Origin of the sequence: Phytohabitans maris (assembly GCF_031085175.1) — a bacterium.
In the GTDB taxonomy this organism is placed as follows: Bacteria; Actinomycetota; Actinomycetes; order Mycobacteriales; family Micromonosporaceae; genus Phytohabitans; species Phytohabitans maris.
Map to the genome: position 1 here is coordinate 1 of NZ_JAVHUY010000065.1, position 18,438 is coordinate 18,438.

General features: G+C 72.6%; 13 protein-coding genes. 6 read left to right on the top strand and 7 right to left on the bottom strand.

Annotation, left to right across the window (positions count from 1 at the left end; translation table 11 throughout):
* Both RB614_RS41020 and RB614_RS41025 read left to right on the top strand, forming a co-directional pair.
* On the top strand, positions 1 to 1,690 hold a 1,690-nt coding region (locus tag RB614_RS41020), incomplete at its 5' end, for an IS1182 family transposase (RefSeq protein WP_308710509.1).
* A gap of 397 nt (positions 1,691 to 2,087) precedes the next feature.
* Positions 2,088 to 4,283, top strand: coding sequence for an MMPL family transporter (locus tag RB614_RS41025; RefSeq protein ID WP_428983212.1), 2,196 nt, complete (start codon positions 2,088 to 2,090; stop codon positions 4,281 to 4,283).
* 126 nt (positions 4,284 to 4,409) lie between these two features.
* Here RB614_RS41025 and RB614_RS41030 read toward each other — a convergent pair whose 3' ends face one another.
* The 4 genes from RB614_RS41030 to RB614_RS41045 all read right to left on the bottom strand — a co-directional run bounded on the left by RB614_RS41030 (position 4,410) and on the right by RB614_RS41045 (position 8,193).
* Entirely contained in the window at positions 4,410 to 4,832 is a 423-nt protein-coding gene (locus RB614_RS41030) for a spherulation-specific family 4 protein (RefSeq protein WP_308718136.1), read from the bottom strand.
* A complete protein-coding gene (locus tag RB614_RS41035; RefSeq protein WP_308718137.1) occupies positions 4,832 to 5,995 on the bottom strand; it encodes a serine/threonine-protein kinase in 1,164 nt (387 codons plus the stop codon). Before RB614_RS41035 ends, RB614_RS41030 begins: the two co-directional genes overlap by 1 nt.
* A gap of 61 nt (positions 5,996 to 6,056) precedes the next feature.
* Complete coding sequence (gene pelF / locus RB614_RS41040) at positions 6,057 to 7,430, bottom strand: GT4 family glycosyltransferase PelF (protein ID WP_308718138.1); 1,374 nt, start codon at positions 7,428 to 7,430, stop codon at positions 6,057 to 6,059.
* Positions 7,431 to 7,488: 58 nt separating this feature from the next.
* Positions 7,489 to 8,193, bottom strand: coding sequence for a CAP domain-containing protein (locus RB614_RS41045; RefSeq protein WP_308718139.1), 705 nt, complete (start codon positions 8,191 to 8,193; stop codon positions 7,489 to 7,491).
* 370 nt (positions 8,194 to 8,563) lie between these two features.
* On the opposite strand from RB614_RS41045, the gene RB614_RS41050 reads away from it, so the two are divergent.
* From RB614_RS41050 to RB614_RS41065, 4 genes are all read left to right on the top strand, one after another.
* Positions 8,564 to 8,758 (top strand): hypothetical protein, encoded by a 195-nt coding sequence (locus RB614_RS41050; protein WP_173041801.1) that lies wholly within the window; start codon positions 8,564 to 8,566, stop codon positions 8,756 to 8,758.
* A gap of 281 nt (positions 8,759 to 9,039) precedes the next feature.
* Positions 9,040 to 12,621, top strand: a complete 3,582-nt coding sequence (gene smc, locus RB614_RS41055) for a chromosome segregation protein SMC (protein ID WP_308718140.1) — start codon at positions 9,040 to 9,042, stop codon at positions 12,619 to 12,621.
* Complete coding sequence (locus RB614_RS41060; protein WP_308718141.1) at positions 12,622 to 13,218, top strand: HAD family hydrolase; 597 nt, start codon at positions 12,622 to 12,624, stop codon at positions 13,216 to 13,218.
* 139 nt (positions 13,219 to 13,357) lie between these two features.
* Positions 13,358 to 13,909, top strand: coding sequence for a hypothetical protein (locus RB614_RS41065; RefSeq protein ID WP_308718142.1), 552 nt, complete (start codon positions 13,358 to 13,360; stop codon positions 13,907 to 13,909).
* On the opposite strand, the gene RB614_RS41070 is transcribed toward RB614_RS41065, so the two are convergent.
* The 3 genes from RB614_RS41070 to RB614_RS41080 all read right to left on the bottom strand — a co-directional run bounded on the left by RB614_RS41070 (position 13,885) and on the right by RB614_RS41080 (position 18,369).
* Positions 13,885 to 16,104, bottom strand: coding sequence for a putative bifunctional diguanylate cyclase/phosphodiesterase (locus RB614_RS41070; RefSeq protein WP_308718143.1), 2,220 nt, complete (start codon positions 16,102 to 16,104; stop codon positions 13,885 to 13,887). The genes RB614_RS41065 and RB614_RS41070 overlap by 25 nt on opposite strands.
* Before the next feature lie 226 nt (positions 16,105 to 16,330).
* A complete protein-coding gene (locus RB614_RS41075; RefSeq protein WP_308718144.1) occupies positions 16,331 to 16,855 on the bottom strand; it encodes a DinB family protein in 525 nt (174 codons plus the stop codon).
* Positions 16,856 to 16,986: 131 nt separating this feature from the next.
* Entirely contained in the window at positions 16,987 to 18,369 is a 1,383-nt protein-coding gene (locus RB614_RS41080) for a hypothetical protein (protein WP_308718145.1), read from the bottom strand.
* Between the last annotated feature and the right edge of the window lie 69 nt (positions 18,370 to 18,438).

Here is an 18,438-nt window from a genome sequence, read left to right on the forward strand (position 1 = left end):
TGGTCTGGTGTCGATTGTGGATGGTGGCGTGGTGTCGCTGCGGCCTGGTGAGGATCGTGGGGTTCCGGAGCAGACCGCGCGGCTGGCTCGGGCTGCGTTCCGGCGGGGGAATGTGTACCTGCGGATGCGTGATGAGCTGCGGGTTCGTTTTGATGATCGCGAGTTTGGGGAGTTGTTCGCGGTGCGGGGTCGGCCCGGGCTGTCGCCGGCGCGGCTGGCGTTGGTGTCGGTGTTGCAGTTCATGGAGAACCTGACCGATCGGCAGGCTGCTGACATGGTCCGGGGCCGGATCGACTGGAAGTACCTGCTCGGTCTGGAGTTGGACGATGCCGGGTTCGACGCCTCGGTGTTGAGTGAGTTCCGGTCCCGGCTGGTCGATGCGGACGCCGCCGAACGGTTGATCTTCGATCGGGTGTTGGGCATCCTGCGCGAGGCGGGCATGTTGGGCGGGGCCCGTCGTCAGCGCAGCGACTCGACGCATGTGCTGGCCGCGGTCCGGTCGTTGAACCGCCTGGAACTGGTTGGTGAGACGCTGCGGGCGGCGTTGGAGGCCCTCGCGGGGGTGGCCGGGCCGTGGTTGGCGGGCTGGGTGCCGACCGATTGGTATGAGCGGTACGGGCCCCGGATCGACCAGTGGCGGCTACCCAAGAGCGAGACCGAACGTGTCACCCTCACACAAACCATCGCCGAGGATGGATACACGCTGGCCGGAGCGTTGTCCCGGCCGGACGCGCCTGCCTGGGCGGCGGAACTGTCGGCCGTGCAGACCCTACGGACCGTGTGGATCCAGCAGTTCTACCGCGACGAGCGCGGGGCGCGGCTGCGTGAGCCGAAGGAGGACGGGTTAGCCCCCGCCGCCGACAGGATCGTCTCTGCGTATGACACCGACGCCCGGTACGGGATGAAACGCGGGCACGGTTGGGAGGGTTACAAGGTCCACCTCTGCGAGACCTGCACCGACGACCACCCGCACCTGATCACCGCCGTGCTGACCACCGCCGCCACCGTCTGCGACGTGCAGGTCACCGACCAGATCCACCAAGCCCAGGCGGCCCGGGACCTGACCCCGGACGAACATCTGGTCGACGCCGGCTACATCGACGCCGAACTACTCATCACCGCCCGCCGTAACCACGGCATCACCCTGACCGGCCCGGTCCTGCCCGACGCCTCCTGGCAAGCCCACACCGACGGCGGCCACACCCTGCCCACCTTCACCATCGACTGGGACCAGCAGCAGGCCACCTGCCCAGCCGGCGCCACCAGCATCAGCTGGAAACAACACCCCAGCCAACCCGGCAAGACCACCGTGCTGTTCTCCCGCACCGACTGCATGCCCTGCCCCGACCGGCCCAAATGCACCCGCAACACCTCAGGGGCGCGCAGCATCAGCCTCGCCCCCCGCGAACAACAACAAGCCCTCACCCAAGCCCGCACCGACCAACAAACCACCACCTGGCAGCGCCGCTACGCCACCCGCGCCGGCGTCGAAGGCACCATCTCCCAAGCCGTCCGCGCCTACCGACTACGCCGAACCCGCTACACCGGACAACCCAAAACCCACCTAAACAGCCTCCTCACCGCCACCGCCATCAACATCGCCCGCGCCGACGCCTGGATCACCGGCCACCCACTCCACCCAACCCGCCACAGCCGCTTCGCCCAACTCCAATACGACCTCGCCGCCTAACACCAATTCGCCAGCAGAGTCTTGTAGGGGCAGTTGTGTACCACGATCCGCGTCCTGGGTTGCTCTCAGGGCGTCGATCAAGGGGAACGGGCGGTCGGCGCGTGATACGCCGGCAAAAGGGGTGGGTTTGGGTGAACGATCACCAGCGGCCAACGCGACCTGAACGTTCTGGATCTGGATCGCGTAGCGGCGTCGCCGCCGGCCGGAGCGGTGCCCGCGGACCGGGGCACGTCAGTCCTGAGGAAGGGTTGGGCCCCCGATGCCGAAGGTCTCTGGTCGGGGTATTTCCCGGGTGCCGGATCCGGGGGTGGGGCGGGTCGGTCCCGGATGTAGCCGAGCGCACCGCTCCCTAGCGTCAGGTGCTGTGAACAGGACTCTGGCGGAGGGGGAGCCCGCGATGGGCAAGCGACCGATGACGGTGCGGGTCGCGCGGTGGAGCGCGGAGCACCCGTGGCGCGCCATCGCGCTGTGGGTGGTGTTCGTGGCGGTCTGCTTCGTGGGCGGCAACGCGGCCGGCCTCAACGAGGCGACCGACGAGGACCAGGCGATCGGCGAGGCCGGTCGCGCGTCGGTGATCGAGATTCACGGTGACTTCGACGACCCGGCGGTGGAGAACGTCCTCATCACCGCCCCGGGTGGGGAGTTGGACCGGGCGGCGGCGGACGCGGCGGCGGCCGACGCGATCACGAGGATGAAGGCCACCGCGGGCGTGGCGAAGGTGGACGAGCCGGTGCCGGCGCGGGACGGTTCGGCGCTGCTGATCGGGATCACCATGGCCGGTGACCCGGACACCGCCTCGGATCGCCTCCAGCCGTTGCAGGACACGACCGAGGCGCTGCGGCAGGCGCACCCGCGGGTGCGGATCGAGGAGGTCGGCGGGCCGTCCATCAACAAGGCGCTCGACGACACGCTCGGCGCCGACTTCCAGCGGGCCGAGCTGCTGAGCCTGCCGGTCACGCTGGCGATCCTGATCGTCGCGTTCGGCGCGCTCATCGCGGCCGGGGTGCCGGTGCTGCTGGCGATGTCGTCGGTGTTCGCGGCGATGGGGCTGTCGACGCTCGCCTCCCACCTGCTGCCGGCGACCGACACCACCAACAGCGTGATCCTGCTGATCGGCCTCGCGGTCGGCGTCGACTACTCGCTGTTCTACATCCGGCGCGAGCGTGAGGAGCGGGCCAAGGGGCGCGGCCACCTCGACGCGGTGGAGATCGCGGCGGAGACGTCCGGGCACGCGGTGGTGGTCTCCGGTATCGCCGTGATGATCGCGATGGCCGGCCTGTTCCTCGCCACCGACGTGGTCTTCTCCTCGCTGGCGGTCGGCTCGATCCTGGTGGTCGCGGTCTCGGTGATCGGCTCGCTGACCGTGCTGCCGGCCCTGCTGGCCAAGCTCGGCCGCTGGGTCGACCGCCCGCGCGTACCGCTGCTGTGGCGCCTCTCGGCCCGCCGCTCCGGCGCGCCGCGCATCTGGCCGGCCCTGCTCCGCCCGGCGCTGCGCCGCCCGCTGCTCGCCCTGGTCATCTCGGTCGGCGCGCTGCTCGCGCTGGCGGTGCCCGCGGCCGGCATGAAGATGAAGTTTCCGGGCATGGAGGACCTGCCCCGTACCACGCCTGCGATGCAGGCGTACGACCGGCTGACCGCGGCGTTCCCGAGCACCGGTACGGCGCACTACCTCGCCGTGGAGGCACCGGCGGCCGAGGCGGCACAGGTGAAGGCGGCCCTGACCGGGCTGGCGGAGAAGGCGGGCGGCGACCCGCTCTTTGCCCCGGTCGAGGCGGACGGGCCGGAGATCGAGCAGTCCGCCGACGGCACGGTCAGCGTGCTGCAGGTGGCGACCCCGTACCATACCCGCACCGACGAGGCCCGGCAGTCGCTCGACAAGCTCCGCGACGTGTACGTGCCCGAGGCGATGGCCGGCCTGTCCAACGTGGACTACGCGGTCGGCGGCGACGTGGCCGGCAGCGTGGACTACGCCGCGCACATCCGGCAGAAGCTGCCGCTGGTGATGGCGTTCGTGCTGATCCTCACGTTCGTGGTGATGGTGCTGACGTTCCGCTCGGTGGTGGTCGCGCTGACCTCGATCCTGCTCAACCTGCTCTCGGTCGGCGCCGCGTACGGCCTGCTGGTGCTCGTCTTCCAGGGCACGTGGGCGGAAGGGCCGCTGGGCTTCACGTCGATGGAGTCGATCGTGACCTGGCTGCCGCTCTTCCTCTTCGTCGTCCTCTTCGGACTCTCGATGGACTACCACGTCTTCGTGGTCAGCCGGATCCGCGAGGCGGTCCAGCGTGGAGTGTCCAACAGGGACGCCGTGGCGTACGGCATCACGAGCTCGGCCGGCACGGTCAGCAGCGCGGCGATCGTGATGGTGGCGGTCTTCTCCATCTTCGCGACGCTGAGCACGATCGACATGAAGCAGCTCGGTATCGGCCTGGCGGCGGCGATCCTGCTCGACGCGACCATCATCCGGGCGGTCGTGCTCCCCTCGGTGATGACGCTGCTCGGCGACGCGAACTGGTGGGCACCGCGCTTCCTGCGCCGCCGCCCGCCGGCCCGCCACGCCCAGGAGCCGGAGCGCGAGCTGGTGTCCGTCCACTGAGGAGCTGGCGTGATCGAAGCTCCCCCCAAGTCGTTCTAGCGACATGAGGGGAGCTTCGATCACCGCGAGCGGCTCTCGCGAGCGGCTCTCCGCGAGCGGCGGCGGCCGCGCCGAGCGGTGAAAGCGTTACCAGGTGCGGGTTTCGGCGACCACGCCGAAGCCCGCACCGCGCCATTCCATCATCTTGCGCGCGGTCTCCGCCTGGGCCGCCGGGACGCTGTACACGAGGTGGCCGTCACCCGCCGTGGCGCCCTCGCCGGACCAGCGCTGGTAGTCGGACCAGTCGCCGTCGAAGACGCAGATCGCCGCCTCCAGGGCCCGGTACGCCGGGTCCACCGGGCACCCGGGGTTGAGCACCACCAGCCCGAACCCGGCCCGCCGGGCCACCCGTACGGCCAGCGCGACACCGCCCAGCCCGGCCAGGTCGCTGGGCGCCCGGTCCAGGAAGATCCCGCCATGCGGGTGCGCCGCCCGCCGCTGCACGGCCTCCAGGACATCGGCGAGCGGCCGTTCGCCGTACTCCAGGTCGACCTTGACCAGCCGGTCCATCAGTAGCGCTCGGGGTCGAAGACGGCGTGCGCGGCCAGCATCAGCCCGACCAGGTAGGTGACCGCGAGCGCGGCGACGGTGGCCGGCAGCAGCGTGCCACCGGCCGCGAGCGCGGAGAGCGGGCCGGCCGCCACCACCGCGGCCACGACCGGGCGCGCGCGGGCGACCAGGAGCGCGGTCAGCGCCAGCACGCCGCCGAGCAGCAGCACCGCCGCGCCGCTGAGCACGAGGCCGCGGGCGCCCGGATGGCCGGAGATCTGGTACGGCAGCCGGTAGGCCGCCGCGCCCAGCGCGACACCCGCCACCAGCGGCGGCACCAGCGCCCCGACGGTCACCGTGCCGAGGTCACGCACCTCACGGTGAAAGGCCCGCAGGTCGTCGTGGGCGTCCGCCGCGGTGGCGGCGCGGGCTTCGTGCCAGCACACCACGAAAACCAGCAGCGGTACGCCCAACGCCAGTACCGCCGCGTCCGGGGCGGCTCGCCACACGAGTACCGCCAGGGCGCCCTGGCCGAGCGCGGCGACGACGCCGGTCACCGGTGCGCGTTCCCGCACCAGTAGCGCGCCGGCGAGCATCGGCGCGGCGGCCAGCGGGAGCACCTCGACCCGGTCCCCGGCGCCGGCCAGCAGCGCGCCGGCGGCCACCCAGGCCGGTACCGCCCAGCGCAGCCCCGCCCCGAGGCCGGCGACCAGCGCGTACCCGGTCAGGCCGACGGCCAGCGCCAGTCCCCGGTCGCCGGCCGGGCCCACCACGGACGCCGGGGCGAGCGCGCACGCGGTGGCGACCAGTGGTGCGCCGGCCGCCGCGTACACCCGCCCGCGCGCGGCCGCCCAGCCGAGCACGGCCGCCAGCGCCGGTACCGCCCAGCCGACCCGGGCCACCTCGTCCGCGGCGGCCAGCGCGCAGGCGACCGGGGTGAGCAGCAGCGCGGAGCGGCGCAGGGCGGCCCACACGTACGGCTTGGGGCGGGGCGCCCGCGCCGGCGGCTGCTCCAGCCGGGCGAGCACCGCCTCGCCGAGCGCGAATACGGTGGGCTGCCCGTACCGCCGGGCGGCCACCCGGTCGTTGATCCCGGCCGCCTCCAGCGCGGCGACCAGTTCATCCACATCGGACACGCCGCGCTCGAACCGCTTGGCCAGCTCGGCCACTGTGGACTCACTCATGGCCGTCCTCGCTTCGCTGCGGGCGGCCATGAGGCTCCAGACGCGCTGTGCATTCGCTCGCTCATGCTGCCACGTCCTGGTAGAGGTGGTCGTAGGCGCGGCGCATCCCGTCCACTGTGAACAGCCGCAGCGCCCGTGCCCGCCCGGCCGCGCCCAGCAGGTGGCGCCGCCGCGGGTCGCGCAGCAGCTCGGCGCAGGCGGTGCCGAGCGCGACCGGGTCGCCGGGCGGCACCACCACACCGGCCTCGCCGACCGCCTCGGCCACCGCGCCCACGTCGGTGCTGACCGTGGGCCGGGCGCAGAGCATCGCCTCGACCAGCGCGTCCGGGGTGTGCTCGGCGACGCTGGAGGAGGCGACGACGTGCCCCGTGGCGTACGCCTCGCGGCTGGACGGCACCGGCCCGGTGAAGACCACGCTGTCGCCGAGCCGGAGCCGGTCGACGAGGCGGCGGCAGGTACCCGCGTACCCGATGTCGGTCGTGGGTCCGGCGAGCCGGAGCCCGGCGTGCGGCACCTCGTCGCGGACCTGGCGAAACGCGCGGATCAGGGTGTGCAGGTCCTTGTGCGGCGCGATCTGCCCGACCCAGACGAGCGCCGGCGCGGCCGGCTCGGTCTCCAGCGGCGCGTACCGCACCGGCTCCACGCCGCCCGGCACCACCACGACCTTGGCCGGGTCGGCGCCGTCGCGCAGCTCCCACCGCTGGTGGAAGCGGCTGGCCGAGGCGACGAGCGCGGCCTCCGCGTACCCGAGGCGGCGCAGCGCCCGGTGGTAGCGCAGCAGCACCGCCTTGACCGCGGCCGGCCCCTCCGCTCCGACCTGCGGGCGGTCCTCGCTGAGCAGGAACGGCGTCCCCTCCCGCCACCGCGCGGCGAGCGCGACCAGCAGCGGTGGCCCGGCGGTGACGGCGTGGCAGAGGTCGGCGGCCGGCGCGCGTACCGCGAGCGGCTCCAGCGCGCGGTCGAGGTGGTCGGCGGCGTGGCGGGCGTCCCGGATCGAGAGGCGGGGCAGCGCCGGCTCGCCGCGGGACGCCTGCCAGGCGTCGAGCAGCACGTCGGCCAGGGGTACGCCGCGCAGCGGGGCGCCACCGGCGGCGGCCAGGTCGGCGAGCAGGCGCAGGCTCTCGGCGAACATCGCCATGCCCGGCCCGCCCTCGGTCAGCAGCCCCCGGCAGAGCAGCAGCGCGGCGGCGGTCGCGGCCCGGTGGCGGTGGCTGCGGGCCAGCCGCCCGGCCGGTGCGGGGCGGCGGTCGCCGAGCGGGTGGAGCAGGGCGTTGGGCGGGAGGGCGTACGCGGGCTCCCGGCGCCGCTTGCCGGGAGCGAGCGCGACCAGGTGGAACGTGTGCCGGTCGAGGCCGTGCACCAGCCGGTGGCACCAGTCGCCGGCGCCACCCTTGACGTACGGGTAGGAGTCGTCCGTGATGAGCGCGACGCGCATGCAGGGGGCAACGATCGAGGTGTACCCCTATAGCTGAGGTGTCAGCTACGCGACAGTGTCAGACCACCGAACCGAACATCTGTGTCCAGTACGGGGTGCCGTTGCCCGCGTACGCCAGCCCGACGCCGATCGCCTTGGCGTCGCAGTTGAGGATGTTGGCGCGGTGCCCCTCGCTGTTCATCCAGCCGTCCATCACGGCGGCCGGGGTGCGGTAGCCGGCGGCCACGTTCTCGCCGATCGCGTTCGTGTACCCGGCCTCTTCCGAGCGCTCCCACGGGGTGCTGCCGTCGCTGCCGGTGTGCGACATGTTGTCGTGCTCGGCCTGGTCCTGGCTGTGCAGCCCGGCCGCGGCGGCGAGCTTGGCGTTGACCTTGACCGGTCCGCAGCCGGCGGAGGCCCGCTCCTGGTTGGCGATCTCGACGACCTTGTTCTCGTCGGCCGACTGGGTCGGGCTGCTGCCGCTCTCGGTCGGCGGGCGGGTGGGAGTCGCGCTCGGCGAGCGCCTGGGCGTCGGGCTGGCCGGGGTGCGGGGCTTGGCCTTGGCGGTCGGCGACGGCTTGGGGCTCGCCGCCGGGCTCTGGGTGGGGTTCGCGGTCGCGCCCAGCGCGGTACCGAAACTGCCCGTTCCGCCCGCTTCGTCGGTACGCTCCGAAGCGGTCCGATTGGCCCCTGAATCGCCCGTCAGGTTGGGGCGCAGTACCGCCGCGCCCAAGGCCAGCAGAAGGGCGCCGACCAGCACCGCGAGCGCGAGTGGGCCGGGCAACCGGCGTGCTGACCGGTGCCGGCCGGTGTGCCTCGACGGCGCATCGGCGTCCATGGGGTCCTTCCCGGGTAGGTGGGCCGTGCCGGACGGTACGGGTGGGCTCCCACCTGGGCAATCGCCCTAAGGAAGATCTAAGCCAGCACCAAGGATGCTATCGATCATGGGGATCAGACTGGACAAGAACGCCAATCAGAGCAGCGTGGGGGTGATGTGGGCCCGGTTAACTTGACGAAGTGGGCGTCTCGGCGGAGTATAGGGGCGTCGCCAGTCGCGCCCAATCATGCCCACGCGTGCCCGTGGGCTGATAGTCGCGAAGATAGCTGGGCGCGCGTTGGCCGGCCACTCCGGCAGCGCATTACAAGGAGACGATATGGCGAAGGCCCTCTACGGCCACGTTGGTGCGGCGCCCGATCGGCGCCTCCTCGACGAGGTCACCCGACTGCGTGCCAGGGTTCAGGCACTGGAGTTCGAGGTCACTAGGCTGCGTGCTGAAAATGACCGGCTCGCGGCGGCCGCTGCCGAGGCAGGAGACCTGCTGAGGCTGCCCGAACCGGCTCTGACCTGAGCTTCCGGGCGCCGGGGCTGCCGGCGCCCACCGCCTTACAACTCAATCGCATCGCACACACATCGCGCGCCGACACAACAAGTGGCGGCGCGCAGCTTTTTGGCCGAGTTCGCCGGGCGTGCGGCTCGTCGCGGCGTGACGGTGCGGGGAGAGGCGTGACGGTGCGGGGAGAGCGGTGCCGAGGGGATTGTCGTTGTCCTTACCGTGCGGCGTGTCAAGTGCGTCGCCCGAGGTCGGGTTACCCTGCCAAGGGAAGAGTCTCTGCGAGCGGATAGAAAGACGTGCATTTAAAGAGCCTGACGGTGAAGGGCTTCAAGTCCTTCGCCTCCGCCACGACGTTGCGACTGGAGCCGGGCATCACCTGCGTGGTGGGCCCCAACGGCTCCGGTAAGTCCAACGTCGTCGACGCGATCGCCTGGGTGCTGGGCGAGCAGGGCGCGAAGGCGCTGCGCGGCGGCAAGATGGAAGACGTGATCTTCGCCGGCACGGCCGGCCGCGCGCCGCTGGGCCGCGCCGAGGTCACGCTCACCATCGACAACACCGACGGCGCGTTGCCGATCGACTACACCGAGGTGTCGATCACGCGGCGGATGTTTCGGTCGGGCGAGAGTGAGTACGAGATCAACGGCAGCTCCTGCCGCCTGCTCGACATCCAGGAGCTGCTCTCCGACTCCGGTATCGGCCGGGAGATGCACGTCATCGTGGGGCAGGGCCAGCTCGACGCCGTGCTGCACGCCAAGCCCGAAGACCGGCGGGCGTTCATCGAGGAGGCGGCCGGCGTCCTCAAGCACCGCAAGCGCAAGGAAAAGGCGCTGCGCAAGCTCGACGCGATGCAGGCCAACCTCAACCGGCTCACCGACCTGACCGCCGAGCTGCGCCGCCAGCTCAAGCCGCTCGGCAAGCAGGCCGAGGTGGCCCGCCGCGCCGCCGGTATCCAGGCAGACCTGCGCGATGCCCGGCTGCGCCTGCTTGCCGACGATCTGTCCACATTGCGCTCCACTCTGGACAAGGAGATCGCCGACGAGACCGCGCTGCGCGAGCGGCGTGAGCTTATCGAGCACCAGTACGGCGAGGTCGGCCGGCGGCTGGCCCAGCTGGAGGCGGCGCTGGCCGAAGACGCCCCGCTGCTCGCCGCCGCGCAGGACACCTGGTACAAGCTTTCCGCCCTGCAGGAGCGCTTCCGCTCCACCGAGCAGCTGGCCAGCGAGCGGCTGCGCCACCTGTCCGCCACGCCCGACGACGAGCGCCCGGGCCGCGACCCGGAGCAGCTGGCCGCCGAGGCGGAAAAGGTACGGGCCCAGGAGGAGGAGCTGCGCGCCGCGCTCAAAGCCGACCAAGCGCACCTCGCCGAGGCCGTGGAGCGCCGCCAGGAGCTGGAGCGCCAGCTCGCCGACGCCGAGCGGGCCCTGCGTACCGCAGCGAAGGCGATCGCCGACCGCCGCGAAGGGCTGGCCAAGCTGACCGGCCAGGTCAACGCCGCCCGGGCGCGCACCACCAGCGCGGCCGAGGAGATCTCCCGGCTCGCCGCCGCCCACTCCGACGCCCAGTCCCGTGCGGAGAAGGCACAGGCCGAGGTGGACGCCGTGGCCGAGCTCTCCAGCGAGGCCGACCGCGACAACGCCGACCTCGACGCGCGGCACGACGAGGCGGTGACCGCGCACGACGAGGCGGCCGCCCGGGTGCGGGCGCTGAGCGACGCCGAGCGGGCGGCCGAAAAGGAGGCCGCGACCTGGAAGGCGCGCGAGGACGCCCTGTCGATGAGCCTGCGCCGCAAGGACGGTGCCGGCGCGCTGCTGGCCCGCGCCGACCAGGTGCCCGGCCTGCTGGGCAGCCTCGCCGGCATGCTGACCGTGGCGCCCGGCCACGAGGCGGCGCTCGCCGCGGCGCTGGGCGGCCTGGCCGACGCGGTGGCCGTGGCCGGCGTCGACGAGGCGACCGAGGCGATGCGGCTGCTCAAGATCCAGGACGCCGGCCGGGCCAGCCTGCTGGTCGGCAGCCCCGGCGGTCCCGGCATGATCGGGTCGCTCGACGCGCTCCGCCCGGCCCTGCCGGAGGGCGCGAAGTGGGCGCCGGACGTGGTGGGCTGCCCCGACCAGATCCGCCCGGCGGTGCACCGGGCGCTGCGCGACGTCGTACTCGTGCCGGATCTGGCCGCCGCGAGCCGGCTCGTGGCCGCCAACCCGGAGCTGCGCGCGGTCACGCCCGACGGCGACGTCGTCGGCGCCTACGCGGCGGCCGGCGGCTCGGCCAAGGCGCCGAGCTACATCGAGGTCCAGGCGGCGGTCGACGAGGCCAAGGCCCGCCGGGCCGAGGCCGAAGACGTGATGTCCGACGCGGCCGAGGAGCTCACCGAGGCCCGCGCCGAGGTGGCCGTCCTCAAGGAGGCCGTGACGGTCGCCGCGGCGGCCAAGAAGGAGGCCGAGGGGCAGCGCAACGCCGCCGCCCGGCGCCTCGCCGAGCTGGGTGCCGCGGCCCGCTCCGCCAAGGCGGAGACCGAGCGGCTGGCCGCCTCCCGGGCCAAGGCCGAGGAGGCCCGCGAGCGCGACCTGGCCGCCCTCGACGACCTGGAGGAGCGGCTGCGGCTGGCCGAAGACACCGCGGTCGACGAGGAGCCGGACACCGACGAGCGCGACCAGCTCGCCGCCGCCGTGCCGCAGGCCCGGCAAAACGAGATGGAGGTCCGCCTCGCGGTCCGCACCGCCGAGGAGCGGGTCGCCTCGATCGCCGGCCGGGCCGACTCGCTGGCCCGCCAGGCTGCCGCCGAGCGGGCCGCCCGCGAGCGCGCCGCCGCCCGCCGCGCCGCCCGGGCCCGTGGTGCCGGCATCGCCCGCGCCGTCGAGGTCGGCGCCCGCGAGGCGCTCGCCCGCGTCGCGGTCTCGCTGACCGACGCGGAGCGCACCCGAGACGAGATCGCCCAGTCGCGGTCCACGCGGGAGGCCGAGCTATCCGAGGTACGGGGGGCCGCCAAGCGCCTCGGCGCCGACCTGGAGCGGCTCACCAGCGAGGTGCACCGCGACGAGGTGGCCCGCGCCGAGCAGCGGATGCGCATCGAGCAGCTGGAGATCAAGGCGGCCGAGGACTTCGGGCTCGACGTCGAGACGCTGGTCGCCGAGTACGGCCCGCAGCAGCCCGTGCCGCCGACGCAGGCCGAGGTCAACGCCGCCGAGGCCGACGGCAAGCCGGCGCCGGAGCCGGTCGCGTACCACCGGCCGACCCAGGAGAAGCGGGCCGCCAAGGCCGAACGCGAGCTGACCCTGCTCGGCAAGGTCAACCCGCTGGCGCTGGAGGAGTTCGCGGCGCTGGAGGAGCGCTTCAAGTTCCTCTCCGACCAGCTCGAAGACCTCAAGGCCACCCGCCGCGACCTGCTCACCGTGGTCAAGGACGTCGACGACCGGATCCTGGAGGTCTTCACCAGCGCGTACGAGGACACGGCCCGCGAGTTCGAGAAGGTCTTCACGGTGCTCTTCCCGGGTGGTGAGGGGCGCCTCGTGCTCACCGACCCGGAAGACATGCTCACCACCGGCGTCGAGGTCGAGGCCCGCCCGCCGGGCAAGAAGATCAAGCGGCTCTCGCTGCTCTCCGGCGGCGAGCGCTCGCTGACCGCCGTCGCGATGCTCGTGGCGATCTTCCGAGCCCGGCCCAGCCCGTTCTACATCATGGACGAGGTCGAGGCCGCCCTCGACGACGTCAACCTGGGCCGGCTCATCACGCTCCTCGCGCAGCTCCGGGAGAAGAGCCAGCTGATCATCATCACCCACCAGAAGCGCACGATGGAGGTCGCCGACGCGCTGTACGGCGTGACCATGCGCAGCGGTGTCACCGAGGTGATCAGCCAGCGCCTCGCCAACGACGAGGAAGGCTGAGTGCGCGCCCGGCCGACCGCCCTGCTGGTCGATCTGGACGGCGTACTGCGCCGGTGGGACCCGGAGGTGCCGGCGCGGGTCGAGGCGGCGTACGGGCTGCCGGCGGGCGCGCTGGAAAAGACCGCGATGGAGTGGTCCCGCCTCCTGCCGGCGATCACCGGCCAGGTCAGCCACGCCGGCTGGATGGCGGGCGTGGCCGAGGCACTGGACGCGCCGGAGGCGGTCGCCGAGTGGCAGCGGTACCGCGGTGACGTCGACCCGGACGTGCTGGCGTTCGTCCGCGAGGCGCGGGCCGCCGGCGTACCGGCCGCGATCGCCACCAACGCCACCGACCTCCTCGACGCCGACCTCGCCGCGCTCGGCCTGACCGGCGAGGTCGACGCGGTGGTCAGCTCCTCGGTGGTCGGCGCGCACAAGCCGACCCGCGAGTTCTTCGCCGCCGCCTGCCAGGCCCTCGGCCGAGCCCCCAGCCAGGTGCTGCTTGTCGACGACTCCGACCGCTTCGTGCGCGGCGCCCGGGTGGCCGGCCTCTCCGCGTACCGCTGGAACGGCCCCGCCGACCTGCCCTACCTGCGCGCCGCCCTCGACCTACGCTGAGCCGGCCGGGCCGCCGGTAAGCGGCGTTCGCCGGTTATGTCCTTACTGACGGCGCGAGGAGTAGGTGAAGGCCCCTCGGTTATTTTTGATATTGGGTGGGCCCAAACCGGGCTCACCTGTGTCATAGAAGGGGCAGGCTATGCGGATCGAGACCCACGAGGTCTTGCCGGAGGCCATGCTCGACGGGGCGTGGCGGCTGTACGCCGAAGCCTTCGAAGAGCTGCGCACAGTGGCGGTGCAACGGCACGTGATGACCCGGGCCGAGTTCGACGAGCACATGGCCGACCAGCGGATCCACAAGTACGTCGTCCGGCACCCGAACGAGGAGCACCTGGCGGCGCTCGCCACGATCACCAACGATCTCGACGCGGTGCCGCTGATCTCGCCCGACTACTTCCGGCACCGGTGGCCGGTGCAGTACGCCGAGCGGCGGATCTGGTACGTCCCCTTCAACGCGATCCACCCCGACCACCGCGGCAGCGGCATCTTCGAGCTGATCGTCGAGGCGATGCACCAGGTGGTGGGTACCCAGCGGCCGAGCATGGTCGGGCTCGACTTCTGCCGGCGCAACGAGGAGCGGTACAAGCTGCCGCAGGCGATCCACGGCGCGCTCGACCGGCTCGGCACGGTGCGGAGTCACCGGCTCGACACCCAGGCGTACTGGTGCTACGAGCTGCCGGCGGCGTCCTGAGTGCTCTCCGGCACCACCGCGAGCGCCACCAGCCACCGCTCGGTGAACTCCTCGGCGCTCACCGGCACGCTCCACAGGTGACCCTGCCCCACCGTCACGCCCAATGCGGACAGTACGTCCTGCTGCGCCGGCGTCTCCACCCCCTCGGCCACGACCGTGAGCTTGAGCGCGGTGCTCATCGCGACCACCGCGCGGACGATCTCCTCGTCTTCCGCGTCGGTGCCCAGACCGTCCACGAAGGACCGGTCGATCTTCACGCCGGTGACCGGGTGGCGGCGCAGGTAGCCCAGCGCGGAGAAGCCCGTGCCGAAGTCGTCGACCACCATCTTCACGCCCAGCCGGCGCAGGTCGAAGAGGACCTGGTCGGTGACCGTGGAGGCATCGATCATCACGGACTCGGTGATCTCCAGGACGACGCTGCTCTGCGGCACGTCCCACCGCTCCAGCGCCTCGGAGACCTTGCCCGGCAGCGTGGGGTCGCGCAGCTGGCGGGGAGAGACGTTCACGGAGACCCAGAAATCCTCGCCGACCAGCTCGTCGGCGCGCCACGCGGCCACCTGGCGGAGCGTCTCGTCGAGCACCCAGCGGCCGATCGCCGCGATCAGCCCGCTGTCTTCCGCGATCGGGATGAAGACGGCCGGTGAGATCGGGCCGCGCACCGGGTCGCTCCACCGGATCAGGGCCTCGGCGCCGACCAGCTTGCCGCTGGCCAGTTCGACGATCGGCTGGTACGCCAGGTGCAGCTGGCCGGTGGCGAGGGCCTGCCGCAGCGCGAGCTCGATCTCGACCCGTTCGCGCACCCGCTCGTGCATCGACGCGTCGAACTCGGTCCACCGGCCCCGGCCGTCCGATTTCGCCCGGTACATCGCGGTGTCGGCGTCGCGCATCAGCGCCTCGGCGGTCACCGCGGCCACGGCCGGCACCGGCGCCATGCCTGCGGTGGTGCCGACCACCCCGATCGACGGCGTGATCACCACCTCGGCGCTGCTGACCTGTACCGGCGCGCTGAGCCGTTCCATGATCCGCTCGACCAGCGTGACCGTCTCCTGGCGGGTGCCGAGCCGGGCGACCACGAACTCGTCGCCGCCGACCCGGGCCACCATGGCCGGCTCCGGCACGGTGTCGCGCAGCCGCCGGGCCACCTCGACCAGCAGGTGGTCGCCGGCCTCGTGCCCCCACGAGTCGTTGACCAGCTTGAAGCCGTCGAGGTCGAGGAAGAGCACCCAGACGGCCGGCTCGGCGGAGGGCGTCTGGGCCGGCGGGACGGTGGAGAGCAGGCGGCTGATCTCGCGGGCCAGCATGAGCCGGTTGGGCAGGCCGGTCAGCGGGTCGTGGGTGGCCTGGTGCTCGGACCTGAGCTGAGCGGCCGCGTAGTCCCGCACCGCCGCGACCGCCCGGGCGAACAGCAGCGCCACCATCGCCACGCCGCCGGCCGTCAGCACGATCCGCTCGACGGTGCCCTTGTGGGCGACGATCGGGATCAGGGCGAAGGGCACGACCATCGCCGGCACGATCACCAGCAGCCGCCGGGCCGACCAGGTCTGCACGGGTACCGCCGCCGCGCGGCTCAGGCCGGCCACCGACGGGTGCAGCGCGGCCGCGCCGATCGCCGTGCAGGACAGCAGGAACGGCACGTCGATGATCCGGCCGCCGGTGAGGTGCCCGGCCGCGCCGATGATCGCGTACGCCAGGTCGCCGGCGAGCAGCAGCAGGATTCCACATAGGAGCAGCACGTACGCCGGCCGGCGGCCGGTGGTGGTGAAGGCGAGGCTGACCAGCAGCAGCACCAGTACGACGTCGAAGAGCGGATACAGTCCAGCCAGGACGGAGACGACCTGCGGCCGGCCGTCGATCGCGGCGGCGGGCATGGCCAGCAGCAGCGTCGTGGCGAGGGCGGCGCCCACGCAGACGATCAGCCCGTCGATGAGCGCGTGCCGCTGGATGCCGCTGCGGGCCAGCAGCAGCCCGGCCAGAGACAGGGCCATCAGCAGGTAGCCCGGCACGGTGAACGCGTCGCCGAGCAGCGCCTGCCAGCCGGTGCGCTCGACCGACCAGGGGCGCAGCAGCGCGCCGACCAGGAACATCGCGCCGGCCGCGCCGAGCAGGTACCACGGGTGGTGTGGCGTGGCCCGGTGCAGGCGCGGCGCGGCGAGGGTGGCGGCGACCGCGGCGAGCGCCATGAGGGCGAACGGCACCGCCGCGACCGTATCAGAACCCGCGGCGACGTAGAGTACGCTCGCTGCTACGCCAGCGGCGACGAAGAGGGCGGACGCGACCCCAGAGGCTCTGCTATCCCTCGGCGGGGCAGGCTCCTCTATCGCTATCGCCCCCTGCCAGCATGCTGCCCTGGGCTGATCAACAACAGCGCACACAGTATCAAGCGAGGCCGCCGAGCGCCGGAAAACTTCGCCGTACGGTCTGTCACTCTCCCGTCATGCCGTCGATCCGTTCGCGGATGAGGTCCGCGTGGCCGTTGTGCCGGGCGTACTCCTCGATCATGTGCACGTAGACCCAGCGGACGCTGATCTCGGCGCCGGTCCGTTCGTGGCGGAACGTCTCGTCCAGCGCGTGCCCGCCGGCGGCCGCCTTGGCCAGCTCGACCTCCGCGAGAAATGTCGCGAAGTCGGCCTCGGCGTCCGCGCTGTCCACGTCGTCGAACTCGCCGTCCGGGTTGCCCTTGCTGCGGTAGATGGGGGGCAGGCCGGCCTCGCCGCCCACCCGGCGCCGAAACCAGCCGCGCTCCACGTCCGCCATGTGCCGCACCAGCCCCAGCAGGCTCAGTGACGACGGCTCGGCACTGCGCCGGCGAAGCTGGTCGACGGTCAACCCTTGGCACTTGAACAGCAGCGTGTCGCGGTGGTAGTCGAGCCAGCCCTCCAGCATGGCCCGCTCGGCGGCGACGTACGGCTCGTTGCGGCGTTCTATCTCGGGTGCGGTCCAGGTCATGCGAGCATTCTGACCGCTGATGGCTCTATTCGTGGATACAAATATGAGCTACCGCGATGTCCGTCTCGGTCCGGACCGTTGCTCCCGCGGCCTCACCCTCCGCGTTTGGTCACGGTCGCCCGGTTCCGCCGTCAGCGGTCGAGCGCCCGCTCCAGGTGGCGTACGCAGCGCAGCTCGCCGATCGTCTCGCCGACCGGGCGGTCCAGGTAGGCGTCGTCGAGGTCGGCGAGGCGGATCTTCGGCCCCAGGTGGCGGATCAGCTCCAGCGCCTCGCCGTACGGCTCGAGCAGCGGCCGCCCGCCAGTGACGCTGTGCCCGGGCTGGCGGATGCGGTCCAGGTCGGAGCGGTCGAGGAAGGGTGCCTCCGCGTCCGCGGTGACGAACATCCGCCGGTACAGCGCCACGTAGTCCTGCTGGCTGGTGCCGCCGACCGCGACCACGCCGGGCAGCAGGCAGCGCACGAAGTAGGCCAGGATCCGGTCCGCGTACAGCACGCCCGCGCGGAGGGCGGCGGCCACGGCGGCCGGCTCCATGGGTACCGGCAGCGGAGCGCCGCTGCTCTCGACGGTCCACTGTGCACCCGCGCCGGAGCCGGTCAGCACCACCTGGTGCAGGCGGCTGCCCTTGCGCAGCCAGAGGAAGTCGGGGGAGGCGTTGTTGACGGCCAGGTTGCTCGGGTCGGCGACCAGGTCCCGCTTGGCGCGCAGAAACGCGTCCCGCACCGCCGGGTCGAACAGCAGCGCGAAGACCGGGCTGGCCGGGTCCGCCACGTGCAGGGCCACGCACTCGGAGACGACGTCCTCGTCGATCTGCACCCGGCGTACCCCGTGGTCGAGGTCCAGGCTCGCCCAGATCTCGTCGTTGGCCATCCGGTACGCGGTCGGCGCGTCCGGCGCCTTCAGCCCGGAAAGCGGGCCGAGCACCGGGTCGGACGCGACCTCGTGGCGGGTACCCTCCAGCGGCTCGAACACCATCTCCAGCGGGCCGGGCAGCGCGCAGAACGAGGAGTTCTTCAGCGTGGTCTTGGAGAGCGGGTACACGCCGAACAGCCCGCCGCGGCTGCGCAGGAACGTCGGCCCGAGCACCGGCGAGCGGCGGGCCAGGCAGCTCACGATCGAGCACTGGTTGACCAGCGCCACCCGCGCGCCGGCCTCCCGGCTGGCCACGTGGAAGAGGTAGTTGTGCAGGAACGTCTCGGCGTCCAGCAGCAGGTTGGAGTGGTCGGCCTGCTGGATGACCGGTACCCGGAGCAGGTGGTCGCAGGTCGCGTCCACGTCCGGGTCACCGTGCCGGCGCAGGTACGTCTCCACCGCCCGGGCCAGCCGCAGCCGGTGCGCGTTCGGGTGGGACCGCGGGGCGGGCACCAGCGCGCGCAGGTAGTCGCGCAGGGGTAGGTCGAGCGCACGCGCGAGTTGCACGCCGAGCTCCGAGCCGCCCGCCACCAGGCGATGGACCCGGTCCGCCGCGGGGTACGCGGCGGGCCGGTCGAGCAGGCTACCCGTGTGGGTGGACAATCCGGGCCTCCATCAGGTGCGGAATCTTCACCTTCCTGACGGAGACAGGGTGGGCCCGGGTTGGATGAA

What these genes read in the sequence shown, in the direction of transcription:
- RB614_RS41050 (WP_173041801.1), top strand. Translation starts at nt 8,564, where the DNA reads ATGGCGAAGGCCCTCTACGGCCACGTTGGTGCGGCGCCCGATCGGCGC.
- RB614_RS41030 (WP_308718136.1), bottom strand. Translation starts at nt 4,832, where the DNA reads ATGGACCGGCTGGTCAAGGTCGACCTGGAGTACGGCGAACGGCCGCTC.
- RB614_RS41025 (WP_428983212.1), top strand. Translation starts at nt 2,088, where the DNA reads ATGGGCAAGCGACCGATGACGGTGCGGGTCGCGCGGTGGAGCGCGGAG.
- RB614_RS41075 (WP_308718144.1), bottom strand. Translation starts at nt 16,855, where the DNA reads ATGACCTGGACCGCACCCGAGATAGAACGCCGCAACGAGCCGTACGTC.
- pelF (WP_308718138.1), bottom strand. Translation starts at nt 7,430, where the DNA reads ATGCGCGTCGCGCTCATCACGGACGACTCCTACCCGTACGTCAAGGGT.
- RB614_RS41035 (WP_308718137.1), bottom strand. Translation starts at nt 5,995, where the DNA reads ATGAGTGAGTCCACAGTGGCCGAGCTGGCCAAGCGGTTCGAGCGCGGC.
- RB614_RS41065 (WP_308718142.1), top strand. Translation starts at nt 13,358, where the DNA reads ATGCGGATCGAGACCCACGAGGTCTTGCCGGAGGCCATGCTCGACGGG.